At 62.9% G+C, this 18,381-nt stretch carries 13 protein-coding genes and 1 pseudogene; 6 read left to right on the top strand and 8 right to left on the bottom strand.

Annotated elements, in window-relative coordinates; translation table 11 throughout:
• Positions 1-24 precede the first annotated feature (24 nt).
• Genes NWI01_RS12485 through NWI01_RS12465 form a run of 5 tightly spaced genes read left to right on the top strand, consistent with a single transcriptional unit; the run spans position 25 to position 7,782 of the window.
• Positions 25-1,920 (top strand): extracellular solute-binding protein, encoded by a 1,896-nt coding sequence (locus NWI01_RS12485; RefSeq protein ID WP_141384157.1) that lies wholly within the window; start codon positions 25-27, stop codon positions 1,918-1,920.
• Positions 1,921-1,934: 14 nt separating this feature from the next.
• Positions 1,935-3,845, top strand: a complete 1,911-nt coding sequence (locus NWI01_RS12480; RefSeq protein WP_141384156.1) for an extracellular solute-binding protein — start codon at positions 1,935-1,937, stop codon at positions 3,843-3,845.
• 2 nt (positions 3,846-3,847) lie between these two features.
• Positions 3,848-4,957, top strand: coding sequence for a microcin C ABC transporter permease YejB (locus NWI01_RS12475; RefSeq protein WP_141384155.1), 1,110 nt, complete (start codon positions 3,848-3,850; stop codon positions 4,955-4,957).
• Between the two features lie 5 nt (positions 4,958-4,962).
• Positions 4,963-6,135, top strand: a complete 1,173-nt coding sequence (locus NWI01_RS12470; RefSeq protein WP_141384167.1) for an ABC transporter permease — start codon at positions 4,963-4,965, stop codon at positions 6,133-6,135.
• Positions 6,136-6,144: 9 nt separating this feature from the next.
• Positions 6,145-7,782 carry an ABC transporter ATP-binding protein gene (locus NWI01_RS12465; protein ID WP_141384154.1) on the top strand — a complete coding sequence of 546 codons (1,638 nt, stop codon included), beginning with the start codon at positions 6,145-6,147 and terminating at the stop codon, positions 7,780-7,782.
• Positions 7,783-7,908: 126 nt separating this feature from the next.
• On the opposite strand, the gene NWI01_RS12460 is transcribed toward NWI01_RS12465, so the two are convergent.
• Both NWI01_RS12460 and NWI01_RS12455 read right to left on the bottom strand, forming a co-directional pair.
• On the bottom strand, positions 7,909-8,754 hold the full coding sequence (locus NWI01_RS12460; RefSeq protein WP_141384153.1) for a C40 family peptidase: 846 nt from the start codon (positions 8,752-8,754) through the stop codon (positions 7,909-7,911).
• Positions 8,747-10,129: a leucyl aminopeptidase family protein gene (locus NWI01_RS12455; RefSeq protein ID WP_141384152.1), complete on the bottom strand. Its 1,383-nt coding sequence runs from the start codon at positions 10,127-10,129 to the stop codon at positions 8,747-8,749. The genes NWI01_RS12460 and NWI01_RS12455 overlap by 8 nt, the downstream gene beginning before the upstream one ends.
• A gap of 147 nt (positions 10,130-10,276) precedes the next feature.
• Here NWI01_RS12455 and NWI01_RS12450 point away from each other — a divergent pair, with 147 nt between their 5' ends.
• Positions 10,277-11,137: a tetratricopeptide repeat protein gene (locus tag NWI01_RS12450; protein ID WP_141384151.1), complete on the top strand. Its 861-nt coding sequence runs from the start codon at positions 10,277-10,279 to the stop codon at positions 11,135-11,137.
• Between the two features lie 28 nt (positions 11,138-11,165).
• Here the strand turns inward: NWI01_RS12450 and NWI01_RS12445 are convergent, their stop codons facing one another.
• The 6 genes and pseudogenes from NWI01_RS12445 to NWI01_RS12415 all read right to left on the bottom strand — a co-directional run bounded on the left by NWI01_RS12445 (position 11,166) and on the right by NWI01_RS12415 (position 18,368).
• Entirely contained in the window at positions 11,166-12,143 is a 978-nt protein-coding gene (locus NWI01_RS12445; protein WP_141384150.1) for a type II secretion system F family protein, read from the bottom strand.
• A 12-nt stretch (positions 12,144-12,155) separates the two neighbouring features.
• Positions 12,156-13,130 (bottom strand): type II secretion system F family protein, encoded by a 975-nt coding sequence (locus NWI01_RS12440; RefSeq protein WP_141384149.1) that lies wholly within the window; start codon positions 13,128-13,130, stop codon positions 12,156-12,158.
• Between the two features lie 12 nt (positions 13,131-13,142).
• On the bottom strand, positions 13,143-14,609 hold the full coding sequence (locus NWI01_RS12435) for a CpaF family protein (protein ID WP_141384148.1): 1,467 nt from the start codon (positions 14,607-14,609) through the stop codon (positions 13,143-13,145).
• 261 nt (positions 14,610-14,870) lie between these two features.
• Positions 14,871-16,136, bottom strand: a complete 1,266-nt coding sequence (locus NWI01_RS12425) for an AAA family ATPase (RefSeq protein WP_141384146.1) — start codon at positions 16,134-16,136, stop codon at positions 14,871-14,873.
• On the bottom strand, positions 16,133-16,870 hold the full coding sequence (locus NWI01_RS12420; protein WP_141384145.1) for a CpaD family pilus assembly protein: 738 nt from the start codon (positions 16,868-16,870) through the stop codon (positions 16,133-16,135). The genes NWI01_RS12425 and NWI01_RS12420 overlap by 4 nt, the downstream gene beginning before the upstream one ends.
• 20 nt (positions 16,871-16,890) lie before the next feature.
• Positions 16,891-18,368, bottom strand: a pseudogene (locus tag NWI01_RS12415) (type II and III secretion system protein family protein).
• Positions 18,369-18,381: the final 13 nt, after the last annotated feature.

The raw sequence follows: 18,381 nt of genomic DNA, 5'->3' as shown, positions 1-18,381 counted from the left end.
CGACAGTTCGCAGGAATATTCGCATTGGCCTTCACACGACGACGACTTCTCCATGGCGGAGCCCTGATCGCAGCCGCTCCCGCAATCAAAGTCCTGACCGGCGCTTCCTCGATCCAGGCAGCCCATGCGCAGGCCGGACCGACCGGCCTGAAATGGCGGCACGGGCTTTCGCTGTTCGGCGAGGTGAAATATCCGGAAGGCTTCAAGCATTTCGATTATGTGAATCCGGACGCGCCCAAAGGCGGTCTGGTACGGCAGATCGCGATCGGCACCTTCGACAATTTCAACCCTGTCGTGTCGGGGGTGAAGGGTTCGATCGCATCGGAAGGGCGGCTGATCTATGAAGCGCTGACGGCTCCGTCACTGGACGAGGTTTCAACCGAGTACGGCGCGCTGGCCGAGTCGGTCGCTTATCCCGATGATTTTTCCTTCGTGGTCTACCGGCTACGGGCGGAAGCGAAGTGGCACGACGGCAAGCCGGTCACGCCCGACGACGTGATCTTCTCGCTCAACGTGCTGAAGAAGCATCATCCGTTCTATGGAGCCTATTACCGTCACATCACCAAAGTGGAGAAAACCGGCGAGCGGGATGTGACCTTCACCTTCGATGCGCCGGGTAACCGCGAACTGCCGCAGATTGTCGGGCAACTGATGGTGCTGCCGAAGCACTGGTGGGAAGGCGCCGATGATGCGGGCAGGAAGCGCGATATTTCCGCGACCACGCTGGAGCCGCCGCTCGGCAGCGGCCCCTACAGGATCAAGCGTTTCGACGCCGCGCGCTCGGTGACGCTTGAGCGGGTCAGGGATTACTGGGGCCGCGATCTCAATTTCAGTATCGGCCACAATAATTTCGACGAACTGCGCTATGAGTATTTCCGCGACGGCACGGTCGCGCTGGAAGCCTTCAAAGGCGATCAGGTCGACTGGCGCACCGAAAACAGCGCCAAGAACTGGGCCACGGCTTACGATTTCCCGGCGGTGAAGGACGGCCGCGTCGTCCTTGAGGAATTCCCCAATCGCAATGCCGGCGTGATGCAGGCGTTCGCCCTCAACATCCGCCGCGACAAGTTCAGGGATCCTCGCGTGCGGCGGGCGCTGAACTTTGCGTTCAATTTCGAGGAAATGAACAAGCAGTTGTTCTACGGTCAGTACAAGCGCATCAATAGCTATTTCGACGGTACCGAACTGGCGTCAAGCGGTCTGCCCGAGGGCAGGGAGCTTGAAATCCTTGAAACCGTTCGCGCCGAGGTGCCGGCCGAGGTGTTCACCACGCCTTACAGCAATCCGGTCGGCGGCAACCCCGAGGCGGTTCGCAACAATCTCCGCGAGGGCATGAAGCTCTTCAAGGAAGCTGGATTTGAGGTGCGCAACCACAAGCTGGTGGACAGCAAAACCGGCGCGCCGTTCGAACTGGAGTTGTTGTCGGAAGCGCCAAGCACCGAGCGCATCATGCTGTTCTACAAGCCGTCGCTGGAGCGCATGGGCATTACCGTCAGCGTTCGGACCGTCGATTCGACGCAGTACGAGAACCGGATGAGAAGCTGGGACTTCGATGTCGTCGGCAATCTCTGGATCGAGTCCTTGTCACCCGGTAACGAGCAGAGGGAGTTCTGGGGCTCGCAGGCCGCGGACATGCCGGGCTCGCGCAATGTCGTCGGCATCAAGAATCCTTCCGTCGACAAGCTGATTGAGCGTGTGATTTTCGCGAAGGACCGCGCCGACCTCGTGGCAGCGACCAAGGCGCTCGACCGCGTGCTGTTATGGAATCACTACGTGGTGCCGCAATTCACCTATCCTTTCCATCGCACGGCCCGCTGGGACCGCTTTGGCCGGCCGGAGAACATGCCGAAGTACGGTCTTTCCGCCTTTCCGACGCTGTGGTGGCATGATGCCGGCAGGGCGGCGGGCAAGCGATCTTGAGGAGCATCGCAAGGATGAGTCGGCCCAGCCGTCGGCAGGTGATCGGTCTCGGGATCGGCGTGGCAGGCGCGGCGTGGCTGCGGCCGGCTCTCGCCGGGGCCGCGAGCGGCGCGGCGACCGAGGCTCAAGGCGAATCCCGAGGCGAATCTCAAGGCCAATCTCATGGCATGTCGGCCTTCGGCGACCTGAAATATCCGGCTGATTTTCATCACTTCGATTACGTCAATCCCGGCGCGCCGAAGGGCGGACTGTTCGCGACCATTCCGTCGAGTCGCGCTTTCAATCAATCATTCCAGACCTTCAACTCGCTCAACGCCTTCATCCTGAAGGGCGACGGCGCGCAGGGCATGGGGATGACGTTCACGTCGCTGATGGCGCGCGCCGGTGACGAGCCCGATGCGATGTATGGCCTGGCGGCGAAATCGGTGCGCATCTCGGCCGATGGTCTGACCTACCGTTTCACGATGCGGCCGGAGGCGCGGTTTCATGACGGGCAAAAACTGACCGCGCGCGATGCCGCCTTTTCCCTGATGATCCTGAAGACCAAGGGTCATCCCGTGATCACCCAGCAGGTGCGTGACATGGTGAAGGCGGAAGCGCTCGACGACGCAACGCTCGTCGTTACCTTTGCGGCGAAGCGCGGTCGGGACGTGCCCTTGTTCGTCGCCGGCCTGCCGATCTTTTCGCAAGCCTATTACACGGCGCGCCCGTTCGATGAAACGACGCTCGACGTTCCGCTCGGCAGCGGACCGTACAAGGTCGGCCGGTTCGAGGTGAACCGCTTCATTGAGTTCGACCGCGTGAAGGACTGGTGGGGCGCGGATCTTCCGGTGTGCCGCGGCGCTTTCAATTTCGACACGGTGCGTTTCGATTTTTACCGCGACCGCGATGTGGCGTTTGAGGGCTTCACCGGCCGCAGTTATCTGTACCGCGAGGAGTTCACCTCCCGCATCTGGAATACGCGCTATGATTTCCCGGCGATGACCGACGGCCGTGTCAAGCGCGAGCAATTGCCGGACGAGACGCCGTCCGGCGCGCAGGGCTGGTTCATCAACACCCGCCGCGACAAGTTCAGGGATCCTCGCGTCCGCGAAGCGCTCGACTGCGCCTTCGATTTCGAGTGGACCAACAAGTCCATCATGTACGGCGCCTATGTGCGGACGGTATCGCCCTTCCAGAATTCCGATCTGATGGCGAGCGGCCCGCCGTCGCCGGAGGAGGTGGCGTTGCTGGAGCCGTTCCGCGGCAAGGTGCCGGAGGAGGTGTTCGGAGTGCCGTTCGTGCCGCCGGTGTCCGACGGATCGGGGCAGGACCGCAAGCTGTTGCGCAGGGCCGCGCAGCTGCTTGACGAGGCGGGCTTCCACATCAAGGACAGGAAGCGGATGACCCCGCAGGGCGAGGTCTTCCGCCTCGAATTCCTGCTCGATGAGCCGGCCTTCCAGGCTCACCACATGCCCTATATCAAGAATCTCCAGACCCTCGGCATCGAGGCGACGCTGCGGCTCGTCGACCCGGTTCAGGCGCGGTCGCGGCGTGACGACTTCGATTTCGACATGATCATCGAACGTTTCAGTTTCTCGACCATTCCGGGCGATTCGCTGCGGCCCTTCTTTTCGTCGCGCGCGGCGGCGACAAAGGGCTCGAACAACCTTGCAGGCATCGCCGATCCCGCGATCGATGCGCTGATGGAGCAGGTCATCGCCGCCGACACCCGCGCCAAGCTCGTCTTCGCGGCGCGCGCGCTGGATCGCGTGATTCGCGCCGGTCGCTATTGGGTGCCGCAATGGTATTCGAACACGCACCGGCTGGCCTATTGGGATGTGTTCGCTCATCCGCCGAGCCTGCCGAAATACCTCGGCGTCATGGCGCCTGATATCTGGTGGTCGACGCAGGCCCGGCCGGCATCATCCGGGCAGGCGGGATAAGCATGAGCGCCTACATCGTCCGCCGCATTCTGCTGATGCTGCCCACATTGCTGGGCATTCTGTTCGTGTCGTTCGTCGTGGTGCAATTCGCGCCCGGTGGTCCGGTCGAGCGGGTGATCGCGCAATTGAGCGGTTCGGATACCGGCGGAATGTCGCGCATTTCCGGCTCGTCCGGGGGCGACTTCGGCGCGCGCGGCCAGGTCGGAGCGTCGTCCGACGCCGTCAATTCGAAGTACCGCGGCGCGCAGGGGCTTGATCCAGCCTTCATCAAGAGCCTTGAGCAGCAATTTGGCTTCGACAAGCCGGCGCATGAACGCTTTCTGCTGATGGTGTGGAACTTTGCCCGCTTCGATTTCGGCAAGAGCTATTTCCGCGACACCACTGTGATCGAGCTGATCAAGGAGAAGCTTCCGGTCTCGATGTCGCTCGGCATCTGGATGACGCTGCTGACCTATCTGATCTCGATCCCGCTTGGCATTCGCAAAGCCGTCAAGGACGGATCGCAGTTCGATACCTGGACGTCGGCAGTCATCATCGTCGGTTTCGCGATTCCGGGATTTCTGTTCGCGATCCTTCTCATCATCCTGTTCGCGGGCGGATCGTTCTTCAGCATTTTCCCGTTGCGCGGCTTGACCTCGGACGGCTGGAACGAGTTTCCGTGGTACTGGAAAATTCTCGATTATTTCTGGCACCTCACGCTGCCCCTGATCTCGATGGCGCTCGGCGCCTTCGCCACCATGACCTTGCTGACCAAGAATTCGTTCCTTGACGAGATCCGAAAGCAGTATGTGATGACCGCGCGCGCCAAGGGTTGCAGCGAGCGGCAGGTGCTCTACAATCACGTCTTCCGCAACGCCATGCTGATCGTCATCGCCGGATTCCCTGGCGCGTTCGTTCATGCCTTCTTCTCCGGATCACTGTTGATCGAAACCATCTTCTCGCTCGACGGGCTTGGCCTGCTCGGGTTTGAGAGCGTGCTCAACCGCGATTATCCGGTGGTGTTCGGCACGCTCTATATCTTCTCGCTGGTCGGGCTCGTGGTGAACCTAATCTCCGATCTGACCTACATGTGGATCGATCCGAGAATCGACTTCGAGGCGCGGGAGGTCTGATGGCCATGACTTCGACCAGGCCCGTCGAAGCTGGGGCAACGTCGCCGCTCGGCGAGGCTGTGCCGCCGGCGCGCCATTCGCTTGGCATGTCGCCGCTCAATCGCCGCCGCTGGCAGAACTTCAAGGCGAACCGGCGCGGCTACTGGTCGCTCTGGATATTTCTGATCCTGTTCGTCGTCTCGCTGTTCGCCGAACTGATCGCCAACGATCGCCCGTTTCTGATCAGGTTCGAGGGACACCTCTATTTTCCGGCGTTCGTCACTTATCCGGAAACCGCATTCGGCGGCGATTTCGAAACCGCCGCCGATTATCGCGATCCTTATCTGCAGAAGCTGATCGCGGAAAAAGGCGGCACCATCGTCTGGCCGCTCATCCGCTATTCCTATGACACCCACAACCTCGATCTGCCGACGCCGGCGCCTTCAAAACCGACCTGGCTTCTGACCGAAGCCGAATGCAAGGACGTGGTGCAGCGAAAGAACCTCTCGGGCTGTCGTGATCTTGAATACAATTGGCTCGGGACCGACGATCAGGGCCGCGACGTGGTGGCGCGGCTGATCTACGGATTCCGGATTTCGGTCTTGTTCGGCCTGTGCCTGACTATCGTTTCGTCGGTGATCGGAATCGCGGCGGGCGGCGTGCAGGGCTATTTCGGCGGCTGGGTCGATCTCGGCTTCCAGCGCTTCATCGAGGTCTGGACCGCGATTCCCTCGCTCTATCTCCTCCTGATCCTGTCGTCGATCCTGGTGCCGGGCTTCTTCGTGCTGCTCGGGATCCTGCTGCTGTTCTCGTGGGTGTCGCTGGTCGGTCTCGTGCGCGCCGAATTCCTGCGTGGACGCAACTTCGAATACATTACCGCGGCGCGGGCGCTCGGCGTGTCGAGTGCGACTATCATGTTCCGCCATCTTCTGCCGAACGCGATGGTCGCGACCATGACGTTCCTGCCGTTCATCGTGTCGTCGTCGGTGATGACATTGACCGCGCTCGATTTTCTTGGCTTCGGATTGCCGCCGGGATCGCCCTCGCTCGGCGAGATGCTGGCGCAAGGAAAGGCCAACGTGCAGGCGCCATGGCTTGGTTTCACCGGGTTTTTCTCGCTCGCGATCATGCTGTCTCTTTTGATCTTCATCGGTGAGGCCGTGCGTGACGCCTTCGATCCGCGCAAGACGTTCAGGTAAGGCACCCGGATGGACGCCATCGATCAGCCGCTGCTCGACGTTCGCGACCTGTCCGTTGTATTTCATCATGGCGGCGGATCGACGATGGCTGTCGATCGCATTTCATTCGACATCAAACGTGGCGAGTGCGTGGCTCTCGTCGGTGAGTCCGGTTCTGGAAAATCGGTCAGCGCGCTCTCCGTCCTCAAGCTGCTGCCCTATCCGGCCGCGTCACACCCTTCCGGTCATATCCGTTTCAACGGACGCGAACTGCTCGGCCTGTCCGAGCGCGAGATCAGGAGCATTCGCGGCAACGATATCTCGATCATTTTCCAGGAGCCGATGACCTCGCTCAACCCGCTGCACACCATTGAGGCGCAGATCGGCGAGATACTGCTGCTGCACGGGGGAGTGCGCGGCGCGGCGGCCCGGAAGCGGACGCTGGAACTGCTCACGCAGGTCGGCATTCCCGAGCCGGACACCCGCCTTGCCAGCTATCCGCATCAACTGTCCGGCGGCCAGCGCCAGCGTGTGATGATCGCGATGGCGCTGGCCAACGAGCCTGACCTTCTGATCGCGGACGAGCCGACCACCGCGCTCGACGTCACCGTGCAGGCGCAGATTCTGGCTTTGCTGGCGGATATCCGCGCCCGGCTCGGCATGAGCCTGCTGTTCATCACCCACGATCTCGGCATCGTCCGCCGCATCGCCGATCGCGTCTGCGTCATGAACGGCGGCAAGATCGTCGAGCAGGGGCCGGTCGAGCAGGTTTTCGAGTCACCGCAACATCCCTACACGCGTGAACTGCTCGCCGCGGAGCCGAAGCCGGATCCCGCGCCGCCGCGGCCTGACGCGCCGGTCGTGATCGCAACCGACAATCTCAAGGTCTGGTTTCCGATCCGGCGCGGGCTGTTGCGCAAGACGGTCGGTCACATCAAGGCGGTCGATGGCGTGACTCTCAAGGTTCGTCAGGGAGAAACGCTCGGCGTCGTCGGCGAATCCGGCTCCGGCAAGACCACGCTCGGACTCGCATTGCTCCGCCTGATCTCATCTGACGGTCCGATCGTGTTCCTGGGCAAGGATATCCAGGGTCTGCGGTTCAAGGAGATGCGGCCGTTCCGCCGCGACATGCAGATCGTGTTTCAGGATCCGTTCGGAGCCTTGAGTCCGCGCATGTCGGTCGGCGACATCGTGGCCGAGGGCTTGAGCGTGCATCAGGGTTTGCTGTCGGAGACCGAACGGGAGGCGCGGGTGGTGAAGGCGCTGACCGACGTCGGCCTCGATCCGGCGACGCGCTTCCGCTATCCGCACGAGTTCTCAGGCGGCCAGCGTCAGCGCATCAGCATCGCGCGCGCCGTGGTGCTGGAGCCGAATTTCGTCGTGCTGGACGAGCCGACCAGCGCGCTCGACATGCTGTTTCAGGCGCAGATGGTCGATCTCCTGCGTGAACTGCAGCGCAAGCGCGACCTGACCTACATGTTCATCTCGCATGACCTTCGCGTGGTCGCCTCTCTTGCCAGCCATCTCATCGTGATGCGCCAGGGCAAGGTGGTCGAGGAAGGTCCCGCGTCGGAGTTGTTCAGGAATCCGAAATCGGATTATACGCGCGCGCTGTTTGCAGCGGCCTTCCGGCTGGAGACCGCGCCCGGCGAAGCAAGCGCGGAGTAATTAGAGTTTTTCACTGCTTTCAGGAAGCGATGAAAAACTCCAGCTTTTGATTTGACGCGTTTTCTTCACGCGAACCGGATTGCATCCTCGGGTCAAGCCCGAGGACATGCTTCGCTCGAAAACGCTTTAGTCCAGCCGCTTCACGCAGGAGACGGCGTTGCCTGCGGATTCTATGCGGGCGACCGCGTCGTGAATGCCCTCGATCGCCGTCGCCATGTGATGAGCGTTGGCGTGGAGAAGCGTGGCCTCGTCCCGGACGATGGCGACGTGTCCTTTCCAGAACATCAGATCACCGCGCCGCGGCTGTTGCGTCTCCTGCGGAGACAGCGTGCGGCCCATGGCCGCTTCCTGCATGTCGCTGTCGCGCGGACATGCGATGCCGGATGCGTTGAGCGCCACCTGCACGAGGCCGGAGCAGTCGATGCCGAGGCTGGTCTTGCCGCCCCACAGATACGGCGTTCCGACGAACATTTCGGCGACCGTGACGAAATCGGCGGCCAAATGATCGAGCGGGGCGACATGGATGGCGGGGATGTACAGACGATCATCAGTGACGGCGAAGCAGCCGTCGCGGCGCTGGACAGTGAGTCTTGCGCCGAGCGAGAGCGTTTCCACCGGCGGCAGCTTGATCGACGGTCCGGGAAAAGCAAACGTCCGCAAGGTGACGACCTTGTGCGTCGGCGCTGCGCCGGGCCTTGCCAGTGCGCGGTCCGGAAGCCAGCCGACATAGCCGTCGCCGTTCAACTGGCCCCAGGCCCAGCCTTCAGCGCTGTGGTCGTAGATCGTGACGCGCTCGCCGCGCAGCGCCTGGGTCTGCAGTATCGCATCCGGCGCAGGCTCGCGCTGTAGGGGCGCCGCCGCTTCGACGACTTCGTACTCCTCGCCGTCGGTGAAGCGCGCCGCATCGACCCTGCCCTCCAGATAGCGGGCTGCGACTTCGGGTCGGGCCGGTGTGAGTCGCGGATCATCCATAGCGTTCGCTCAGCAATCTGTAGATGGCGCGCGCGGCCTGGCATTCGCCGCCCTCGGGCCGCGCCGGTTTGGCTGACGGCGTCCAGCCGTAGATATCGACGTGAAGCCAGCTTGTTGCCGCCTCGACGAAACGTTGCAGGAACAGCGCGCATACGATCGAACCGGCAAAACCGCCTGACGGCGCATTGTTGATGTCGGCGATCTTGGAATCCAGCCAGGCATCGTAGGCCGGCCACAGTGGCATCCGCCACAACGGATCGTTCTCGGTCTTCCCGCAGCGCGCGACATCGAGCGCAAGGTTCTCGTCGCTGGTATAGAACGGCGGCAAGTCCGGCCCGAGCGCTACGCGGGCCGCGCCGGTGAGCGTTCCGACATCGATCAGCAACTCCGGCGCTTCTTCGTCGGCCAAGGCGAGCGCGTCGGCGAGCACCAGCCGGCCCTCGGCGTCGGTGTTGCCGATCTCCACGCTCAAGCCCTTGCGGGACGGAAAGATGTCGAGCGGCCGGAACGCGTTGCCGGCGACAGCATTCTCGACCGCCGGGATCAGCACGCGCAACCGGACCTTCAGTTTCGCATCCATCACCATCAGCGCCAGAGCCAGCACATTGGCCGCTCCGCCCATGTCCTTCTTCATGATCTGCATGCCGCTGGCCGTTTTGAGATCGACGCCGCCGGTGTCGAAGCAGACGCCTTTGCCGACCAGCGTGATTTTCGGATGGGTGGGATCACCCCAGGTGAAATCGATCAGGCGCGGCGCGCGGGGCGACGCCATGCCGACCGCATGGATCAGCGGAAAATTCCGCTGCCCCAGATCGTCGCCGACGACGCAGCTGAATTCCGCATCGAAACGCCGCGCGAGATTCCGGGCGGCGGCCGCAAGCTCCTCCGGTCCCATGTCGTTGGCGGGCGTATTGATCAGGTCGCGGGCGAGCGACGCCGCTTCCGCCATCCGCGAGATATCAGCGATGTCGACGCCATCGGGCGGCACCAGCCGCGCTCTGGGCGCATCGGCCTTGCGGTAGCGATCGAAGCGGTAGCTGCCGAGCGCGAAGGCCAGCGTCGCAAGATGCATATCGAGCGCCGCCTCGGCGAAGTGGAAGGTGCCCGGCGGCAGCAGCCCCGGCAGCTTGCCCGCGAGAAAGGGATCGCGTGTCTGGTCCGCCTTCTCGCCAAGCCCGAAGAGGATGCGGGAGATGTCGCCGCTCGCCGTGGGTAGCGCGAGATACTGTCCGGACTTGGCCTGAAAGCCGTTCGCCTCGGCGAACCGGCGGGCGGAATCATCGAGGCTGTTGCCGTTGGCTTCCCAGGCCGCCTTGGACACCAGGATGATCGGTACAGCCTTTTCGGCCGGCGTGGTCGCAAACGCGGGATGCATGGTGGATGATCTCGATCCGAAGAGGGAGAGAGTTGTCAGGATGCGGCAGGCGTCGATCGCGGCAGTTAACCAGGCGTTAGGGTTAACAGTCTATTGCTGAGGTCGCCCCTACTTTCGATCAGCTAGCAGCTACGAATGAAAAGTACCATGCGCCGGCAGTCGTGTCTTGCAAGGCTTCTCGCATCCTCAACCGTAACCGCCATGCTGGCCATCGGACTTGGCGGCTGTCAAACCGCGGCTATGTCCGATGTCACAGGCTCGCTCGGCGCCAAGGCCGAGGCCAAGTCCGAAAAGCATTCCGGAACGGATCCGCATCGCACCGTCGAAGTCTATGGCGAGCGATTTCGGGCCAATCCGAAGGATGCCGACGCCGCCCTGAAGTACGGACTGGCATTGCGCGCGATCGGGCAGCGCGCCCAGGCGGTCGCGGTGCTGGAACGCGCCGCGATCCTGAATCCGGGCAACAAGACGGTGCTTGCCGGCTGGGGCCGGGCGTTGGCCGATAACGGTCAGTCGCAGCAGGCGTTCGATGTGCTTGGCCGGGCGCATACGCCGGCCAATCCCGACTGGCGGATTCTCTCGGTTCAGGGCACGACGCTCGACAAGCTCGGCCGTCACGAAGATGCGCGCCGCTACTATGCGAGCGCGCTCAGGATCATGCCCGACGAGCCCTCGGTGCTGTCCAATCTCGGCATGTCCTACGTCCTGACCAGGGAACTGCCCAAGGCCGAGGAGACTTTGCGCCGTGCTCACGACGGCGCCCCCGTGGATAGCCGGATCCGGCAGAACCTCGCGCTGGCCGTGGGGTTGCAGGGCCGGTTTGACGAAGCCGAAAATATCGTGAAGGCGGACCTGCCGATCGACGAAGCCGCGGCGAACGTGGCTTACCTGAAGCAGATGCTGGGACGCGGCGGCAACGCGCGGGTCGGCGCGGCTGACAACGTCAGGCAGAGCTCCCGCCGATCACGAGCGGAAAGCAATCCGCGGTCGGACCGGCCGATCTCTTAAGATTAAGCCGCCGGCCCTGTAAAACCCCTCAGTGCATTTGCGCCGCGATCTTGATGCCGGTCGGTCCGAGAATAACCACGAACAGCACGGGCAGGAAGAATACGATCATCGGGACCGTCAGCTTGGGCGGCAAAGCGGCTGCCTTCTTCTCGGCCTCTGTCATCCGCATGTCGCGATTTTCCTGCGCCATCACGCGAAGGCTTTGCGCGAGCGGAGTGCCGTATCGTTCTGATTGCTGGAGCGCGAGGCATACTGATTTCACCCCTTCCACGCCAGTGCGGTTCGCCAGATTTTCATAGGCGACCTTGCGGTCCTGAAGGTAGGACAGTTCCGCCGTGGTCAGCGTGAACTCCTCGGCCAGCGCGACCGACTGGTTGCCGATCTCCGTACTGACCTTGCGGAACGCGACTTCGATGGACATGCCGGATTCAAGACAGATCAGCAGCAGGTCGAGCGCGTCCGGGAAAGCCCGCTTGATCGAGAGTTGCCGCTTCGTGATGGCGTTCTGCAGAAACAGCATTGGCGCCTGCATGCCGAAGAACGTGGCGCCGATGCAGATGCCGAGCTTGACAGTTGTGGACTGCTGCGTGTGCGATAGCAGAAAAACATAGGCGATCGCTCCGATCAGCATCACGATCGGGGTGACCATGCGGAAGAAAAGGAAGGTGACGTAAGGAGCCTGGCCGCGATATCCCGCCATGACGAGCTTTTCGCGAGCGGCTTCCTGAGCCACCCATTTTCCGAGATTGAGATCCTCCACGATCTTCGAGATGAACTGCTTCGGTGCCTGACGAAGAGAGACCTTCTCGGTTCTCGCGAGCCGTTCGCGCTCGCGCTGCCGAATGCGCTCGCGCTCGCTGGCGACGGCCTTCATCCGCTTGGTAAGGCCGTCCGTCGCAAAGAAGGGCGTGATCAGCGTGTAGATAGTTGCGCTGGCGGCGATGGCGGCAAGAACCATCGTCATGAACTGCGGATTGTGGAATTTCTCGATCAGGATGTCGAGCATGCTGCTGCACCGTCAAAAGTCGAAGTTGATCATTTTCCTCATCACGAGGATGCCGGCCGACATCCACAGCGCGGAGCCGGCCAGCATCAGCTGCCCGGTGGGATGGGTCCACAGCAGCGCGATGTAGTCGGGAGTGGATAGATAGACCAGCAGCATGACGATCGGCGGGAGCGAGCCGATGATGGCGGCCGACGCCTTGGCTTCCATCGACACCGCCTTGATCTTCTCGGCCATCTTCTTGCGGTCCCGCAGCACCTTGGACAGGTTGCCGAGAGCTTCCGAAAGGTTGCCGCCGGATTTCTGCTGGATCGCGATCACGATGCCGAAAAAATTCGCTTCAGGAACCGGCATTCGCTCGTACAGCCGCGAACAGGCCTCGCCGAGCGGCATGCCGATGGCCTGGGTCTCGATGATCGCCGAGAATTCGCTTTTCAACGGCTCCGGCGAATCGGCCGCGACAACCTTGAGCGACTCGAACAGCGGCAGGCCGGCTTTAATGCCGCGCACGATCACGTCCACCGCATCGGGGAGCGCGCGCAAGAAGGCGGTCTCCCGGCGTTTCTTGAGGAAACCGAGCAGCCAGCGCGGCACACCGAACCCAGCCGCGAAGGCTAGGCCTGCCGCCGCGACCAGCCCGGCTCCCAGAACCATGGGAACGGCAAAGCTGGTCAGGGCGAGAATGCCGGAAACGATCAGAAACTTCTCCTTCGACCACGACAGGCCCGCCTGTGTGATGCGGTTGTTGAGGGTAACCTTTCTGTCGCGCTTCTGGCGTTGCTCGATCTCCCGCAGCGATTCCTCGATCTGCTCGCGGCGCGAGCGTTGGGCTCGGTCGACCTGCCGGATAGCCGGGGATGTCCGCGCCAGCGCGGCCCGGCGCTTCTCCGCTTTCATCTCGCCTGATAGCACCGGATACAGGAAAACCCACGCGACGCCGCCCACCGCGGTCGCGGCCATGAACGCCAGGGCCAGGGTCTGCAAATTCATGAGCGCGTGTCCTCAGATCTCGACCTTGACTTCCGCCGCATCGAGCGCGGCGGCAAGTCGCTTCTCCTCGCCATAGTACCGCGCGCGTTCCCAGAACCGCGGCCGGCCGATTCCCGTCGAGCGGTGCCGGCCGATGACGTTGCCGTTGGCATCCTCACCGAGCAGATCGTAGACGAAGATATCCTGGGTGATGATGGTGTCGCCCTCCATCCCCATCAGCTCGGTAATGTGCGTGATGCGTCGCGAGCCGTCGCGCAGGCGCGCGGCCTGGACGATGATGTCGATCGAGGCGCAGACCATCTCGCGGATTGTTCGCGAAGGCAGTGCAAAGCCGCCCATCGTGATCATCGACTCGCATCGCGATAGCGCTTCGCGCGGATTGTTCGCGTGCAGCGTGCCCATCGAACCGTCATGGCCGGTGTTCATGGCCTGCAGCAGGTCGAATGCCTCCGGTCCGCGAACCTCGCCGACGATGATGCGCTCGGGACGCATGCGAAGGCAGTTGCGGACCAGATCGCGCATCGTTATCTGGCCCTCGCCCTCGATGTTGGGGGGACGGGTTTCGAGCCGAACGACGTGCGGTTGCTGTAACTGAAGCTCGGCCGCGTCCTCGCAGGTGATGATGCGCTCGTCGTGGTCGATATAGTTGGTGATGCAGTTCAGCAGCGTGGTCTTGCCGGAGCCGGTGCCGCCCGAGATCAGCACATTGGCGCGGCACCGCCCGATGATCTGAAGGATCGTGCCGCCTTCGGGGGTGATGGCGCCGAACCTGACCAGTTGATCGAGGGTCAGCTTGTCCTTCTTGAACTTGCGGATCGTCAGCGCGGGCCCGTCGATCGCGAGCGGCGGGACGATGGCGTTGACGCGGGATCCGTCGGCGAGACGTGCGTCGCATATCGGCGAGGACTCGTCGACCCGCCGTCCGACCTGGCTAACGATCCGCTGACAGATGTTCAGCAGTTGCTGATTGTCGCGAAACCGGATTCCGGTTCGCTGGATCTTTCCAGCGACTTCGATGAAGACCGTGCCGGCGCCGTTGACCATGATATCAGCGATATCGTCGCGGGACAGCAGCGGTTCGAGCGGTCCATACCCGAGAACGTCGTTGCAGATGTCGTCGAGCAGTTCTTCCTGCTCGGCGATCGACATCACGATATTCTTGATCGCGATGATCTCGTTGACGATGTCGCGAATTTCCTCGCGCGCGGATTCGCCGTCGAGCTTGGCGAGCTGGGCGAGGTCGATGGCCTCGATCAGGGCGCCGAAGATGGTCGCCTTGACCTGGTAGTAGGTGTCGGACCTGCGGGCATCGACGGTCGGCGTCTGGGTCGCCGGGCGCGGCGGCGCGAGCGGTGGCGAGGCGATCTTTGGCGAAGCGATTTCCGCGGAAGCTCGCGCATTCGAGGTTGGCGGCGTGACCTCCGTCAGGCCCGCCAGCTTCCGGGCGTTGTCCTCTGGTCCGCTACGCTTGCCAAACACGACTTACTCCACGCACTAGATCACGATGGTTTTGGATCGAATCGGTTCAGAACCATGAACCTGATCGATTCCCAATATTTTGAGACGCGGGATGCGGACGGAAAACTGCTACACACCTTTCCTCACCCCGCTCTAGAGCCTGTTTCAACTGTGTTGAATCAGACTCGTCGCTTATCTCTTTTTGCTTGAGCATGATCTTCTCCGAAAACCGGTTTCCACTTTGCGCTGGTGCGGCCCTTCGGGTCGGGATCATGCTCTGACTTATCTCGCCCGCAGCTTCTCGATAAATGGCGGCAGGAACGACTTTCTCGGCTTCTTTGCTTCGCCGCGCCCGGTCAGGCGTTGGGCGATCTGCAGGAACATCTCCGTGGCGCGGTGGTTCGGCGCGATCTCCGCGATCATCTGGCCGTTGTTCGCGGCCGACCCGAACATGTGGGGATCGAACGGGATGCTGACGACCGGCTGGCTTTCGATGGCCTTGGCGAATTCGCCGCCGTTGATCTCCGGCCGCTTCGGAACGCCGACCTGGTTGAGGCAATAGAGCGGAGGCCGGTCGTTCGGCCGCGCCACCTTGAGCAGGTCGAACAGGTTCTTTGTATTGCGGAGGTTCGCAAGGTCGGGCGTCGCCACGATGAGGATGTCGTCCGCTGCGATCAGGGCCCGCCTGGTCCAGCCCGACCATTGATGCGGGATATCGAGCACGATGCAGGGCATCGTCGCCCGCAGCGTATCGAGCGTCGAGTCGAATGCCTCGGTGCCGAAGTCATAGACGCGGTCCAGCGTCGCCGGGGCGGCGAGCAGGCTCAGGTGATCAGTGCATTTCGACAACAGGCGATCGACGAACGCGGTGTCGATGCGGTCGGGTGAGAAGACAGCGTCGGCAATTCCTTGTGGCGGATCCTGATTGAAATCCAGCCCGGCGGTGCCGAAGGCGAGGTCGAGGTCGGCGACGACGGAATCGAGTGCCAGATCGCGCGCAATCGCCCAGGCGACATTATGGGCGATCGTCGAGGCGCCGACGCCGCCCTTGGCGCCGGCGATTGCGATAATCCGGCCGACTGCTTTCGCTTCCGGGGCCGAAAACAGGCCGCAGACCGAACGGACGATGTCGATGGGGGCGGCTGGCGCCATGAGATAATCGCTGACGCCGCGCTTGACCAGCTCGCGATACAGCGTCACGTCGTTGACGCGGCCGATCACGATAACGCGCGTGCCCGCGTCGCACACGGTCGCAAGGTGGTCGAGCGCCGCCAGGATGTCGCCGTGCTCTTCGGTCTCGAGAATGATGACGTTCGGCGTCGGCGCCGATCGATAGGCTTCCACCGCGGCGGTCATGCCGCCCATCTGGATCTTGAGGTGAGCCTTGGCCAGCCTGCGGTCTTCGCCGGCGGCTTGAACGGCCGTGGCTGTTTCCATCGTCTCGCAGAAGGCCTGCACCGAGACACGCGGCGCAGGCGCGATGTGATCCTCCGCCCGCGGCGAAGGGGAGGTGGTCGAATCTGCGTCGTTGCGAGCGTAACTGATCATTTGCCTGTGTCGCTGAGTTTGGCTTTCTCGGCTTCGGGATAATCCGTCGTGGTGGACATCCCCTTGCGGTATTTTTCGAAGCTTTGGGTGCGGCGAGCCGTGTAGGCCGGAGTTTCGGGCCGCGGCTGGACCAGATCCGACGGGTTGTCGATCATCGATGCAAGGTTGCGCTGAGTGGCGCACCCGAAATTCCAGTAAGGCTTGTTGTCGAGATAGCCCCTGTTCTTGGCCGAGGGACCGATATCATCCGGCCAGACACCGCACGGGCCTGCCACGGCGGCGATGCGCGGATAGGTCAGGCGAATGGTTGCGAACAGGCGCGGATCGGCGGGATGGTAGTGGCGGACGATGATTCCGCGCGGCGGCACGCCGGCTGCGGCCAGCAGCGAGCGCACTTCCCGGAATGAATCTGCCGCCGCGCGCGCATTGCTGGTGCCTGTCGGCACCTCCGCGACAATGGCGCCGGTCCCCTCGCGAAGCCAGACGCTCGCGAGCCCGACAACATCGGCGCGCTGCGGGGCCGTCAGGCCACCTCGTGTATTGCCGATGAAGATATTGACGGTCCGGTCCGCTTCCTGGATCGCGATGGGATGCCGCAAGCGATAATCGTCCGGAATGCTTGCGGTGGTGTCCACCCGATCCGTATGCGTGCAGGCGCCCAGCGCGGCGGAGAGGCCGGCGGCCAGAACGGCGAGGCGAAGGTTGCGGCGGACGGCGGAATCTGCGGATGTCATCGTTTCGTTCCTTGCCCGCCTCAATCGGTGATGAAGCCGTAGGTGCCGCGATAGGGACGCGCCGGCTCGACACGACCCGGAGCGCCGTAGATGCGGTTGAGGCTGCCGAGGAGGTCGGATTGCGGATCGGATGCGTCGGCGAAGCCGTCATCGGGCCGCGACAGATCCTTTTGCGCGACAGCGCGCACGACGTAAGGAGTTACAAGGACCATCAGTTCGGTCTGGCCGTTGACATAGTCGCGGCTGCGGAACAGCGCTCCAAGGACCGGTACCTGGGCCATGCCCGGCAATCCGTTGATGACCTGCTTGGTCTGCTGATGGATCAGGCCGGCCATGGCCATCGAGCCGCCGGACGGAATCTCCAGCGTCGTTTCCGCGCGCCGGGTTCTTATCGAGGGCACGGTGAGCGAGTTGCCGACTGACTGGTTCAGCGTCATCGAGTTCTCGTTCGACAGCTCGGAGACCTCGGTCATCACCCGCAGGCTGATCCGGCCTTCGGTCAGCACCACCGGCGTGAAATTCAACGAGATGCCGAACTTCTTGAATCTGATCTGCGTCAGGCAGACCCGGGTGGCGGGATCGCATGAAAAGCCGGCTGGAATGGGAAACTCGCCGCCCGAGATGAATGTCGCCGACTCGCCCGATATTGCAGTGAGGTTCGGCTCGGCGAGCGTCCGGATCACGCCGGCGCTTTCCATCGCCCGGAGAGTCGCGGTGACCGAGGGCACCGGAGCGCCGCCGACTATCGTCGAGCCGAATGACGCGGCCGCGCTGTTGTTCGTCAGCGGCCGGCCGAGTGCGGTGAACGGATTTGCATTGGTGAAGTTCACGACCGCGGTGCCGTAGTTCATGTTGGCGCTGAGATCGATGCCCATCTGCTTGATGATGGTGCGAGCGACCTCGGCCACCGTGACCTTGAGCATGACCTGGTCGCGACCCCGCGCGGCGATGTTGTTGACGACCTTTTGTGGGCCGTCGGCGAGGCGCGCGGCGAGATCGCCGGCCTGCTGCGCCTCGATCGGGTTCGATACCCATCCGGAGAGCATGACGCCGTCGCCGAGGCCATCGACCTTGATGGCGGCGTTCGGCAGCAGCTGCTTGAGCGCGGTGCGCAAGCCGTTCAGGTCGCGCGTGACCGCGATATCGTAGGCCGAAATCTGCTGCCCGCTGCTGTCAAAGAATATGAGTTGGTTTGACCCACCGCTGCGCCGATGATGTAGGCGCGCTGCGCCGACCTCACCACGGCGTTCGCGATCTTCGGGTCGGCGACCAGAACATCCTTCACGTCGCGGGGCAGGTCCACCACGACCGACTTGCCGATGCCGAGCGAAAGCGATTGCGCGTGCATGTTTGCGCCAGCGATTGCAGCGGATACGCGGTAATCGCTCGCGAACACCGGCGTCAGCGCCGGGTCCAGCGTGAAAGCGCCGATTGCCGCGAAGGCGAGCGACCGCGCCACAAAGGCCCGCACTGATGTGGGTTTTGTCGTCGATTCCATGGCGGGCGTCCTC

This window comes from Nitrobacter winogradskyi, from assembly GCF_006539545.1.
In the GTDB taxonomy this organism is placed as follows: Bacteria; Pseudomonadota; Alphaproteobacteria; order Rhizobiales; family Xanthobacteraceae; genus Nitrobacter; species Nitrobacter winogradskyi_A.
This window is presented reverse-complemented; position numbering and strand designations above follow the sequence as displayed.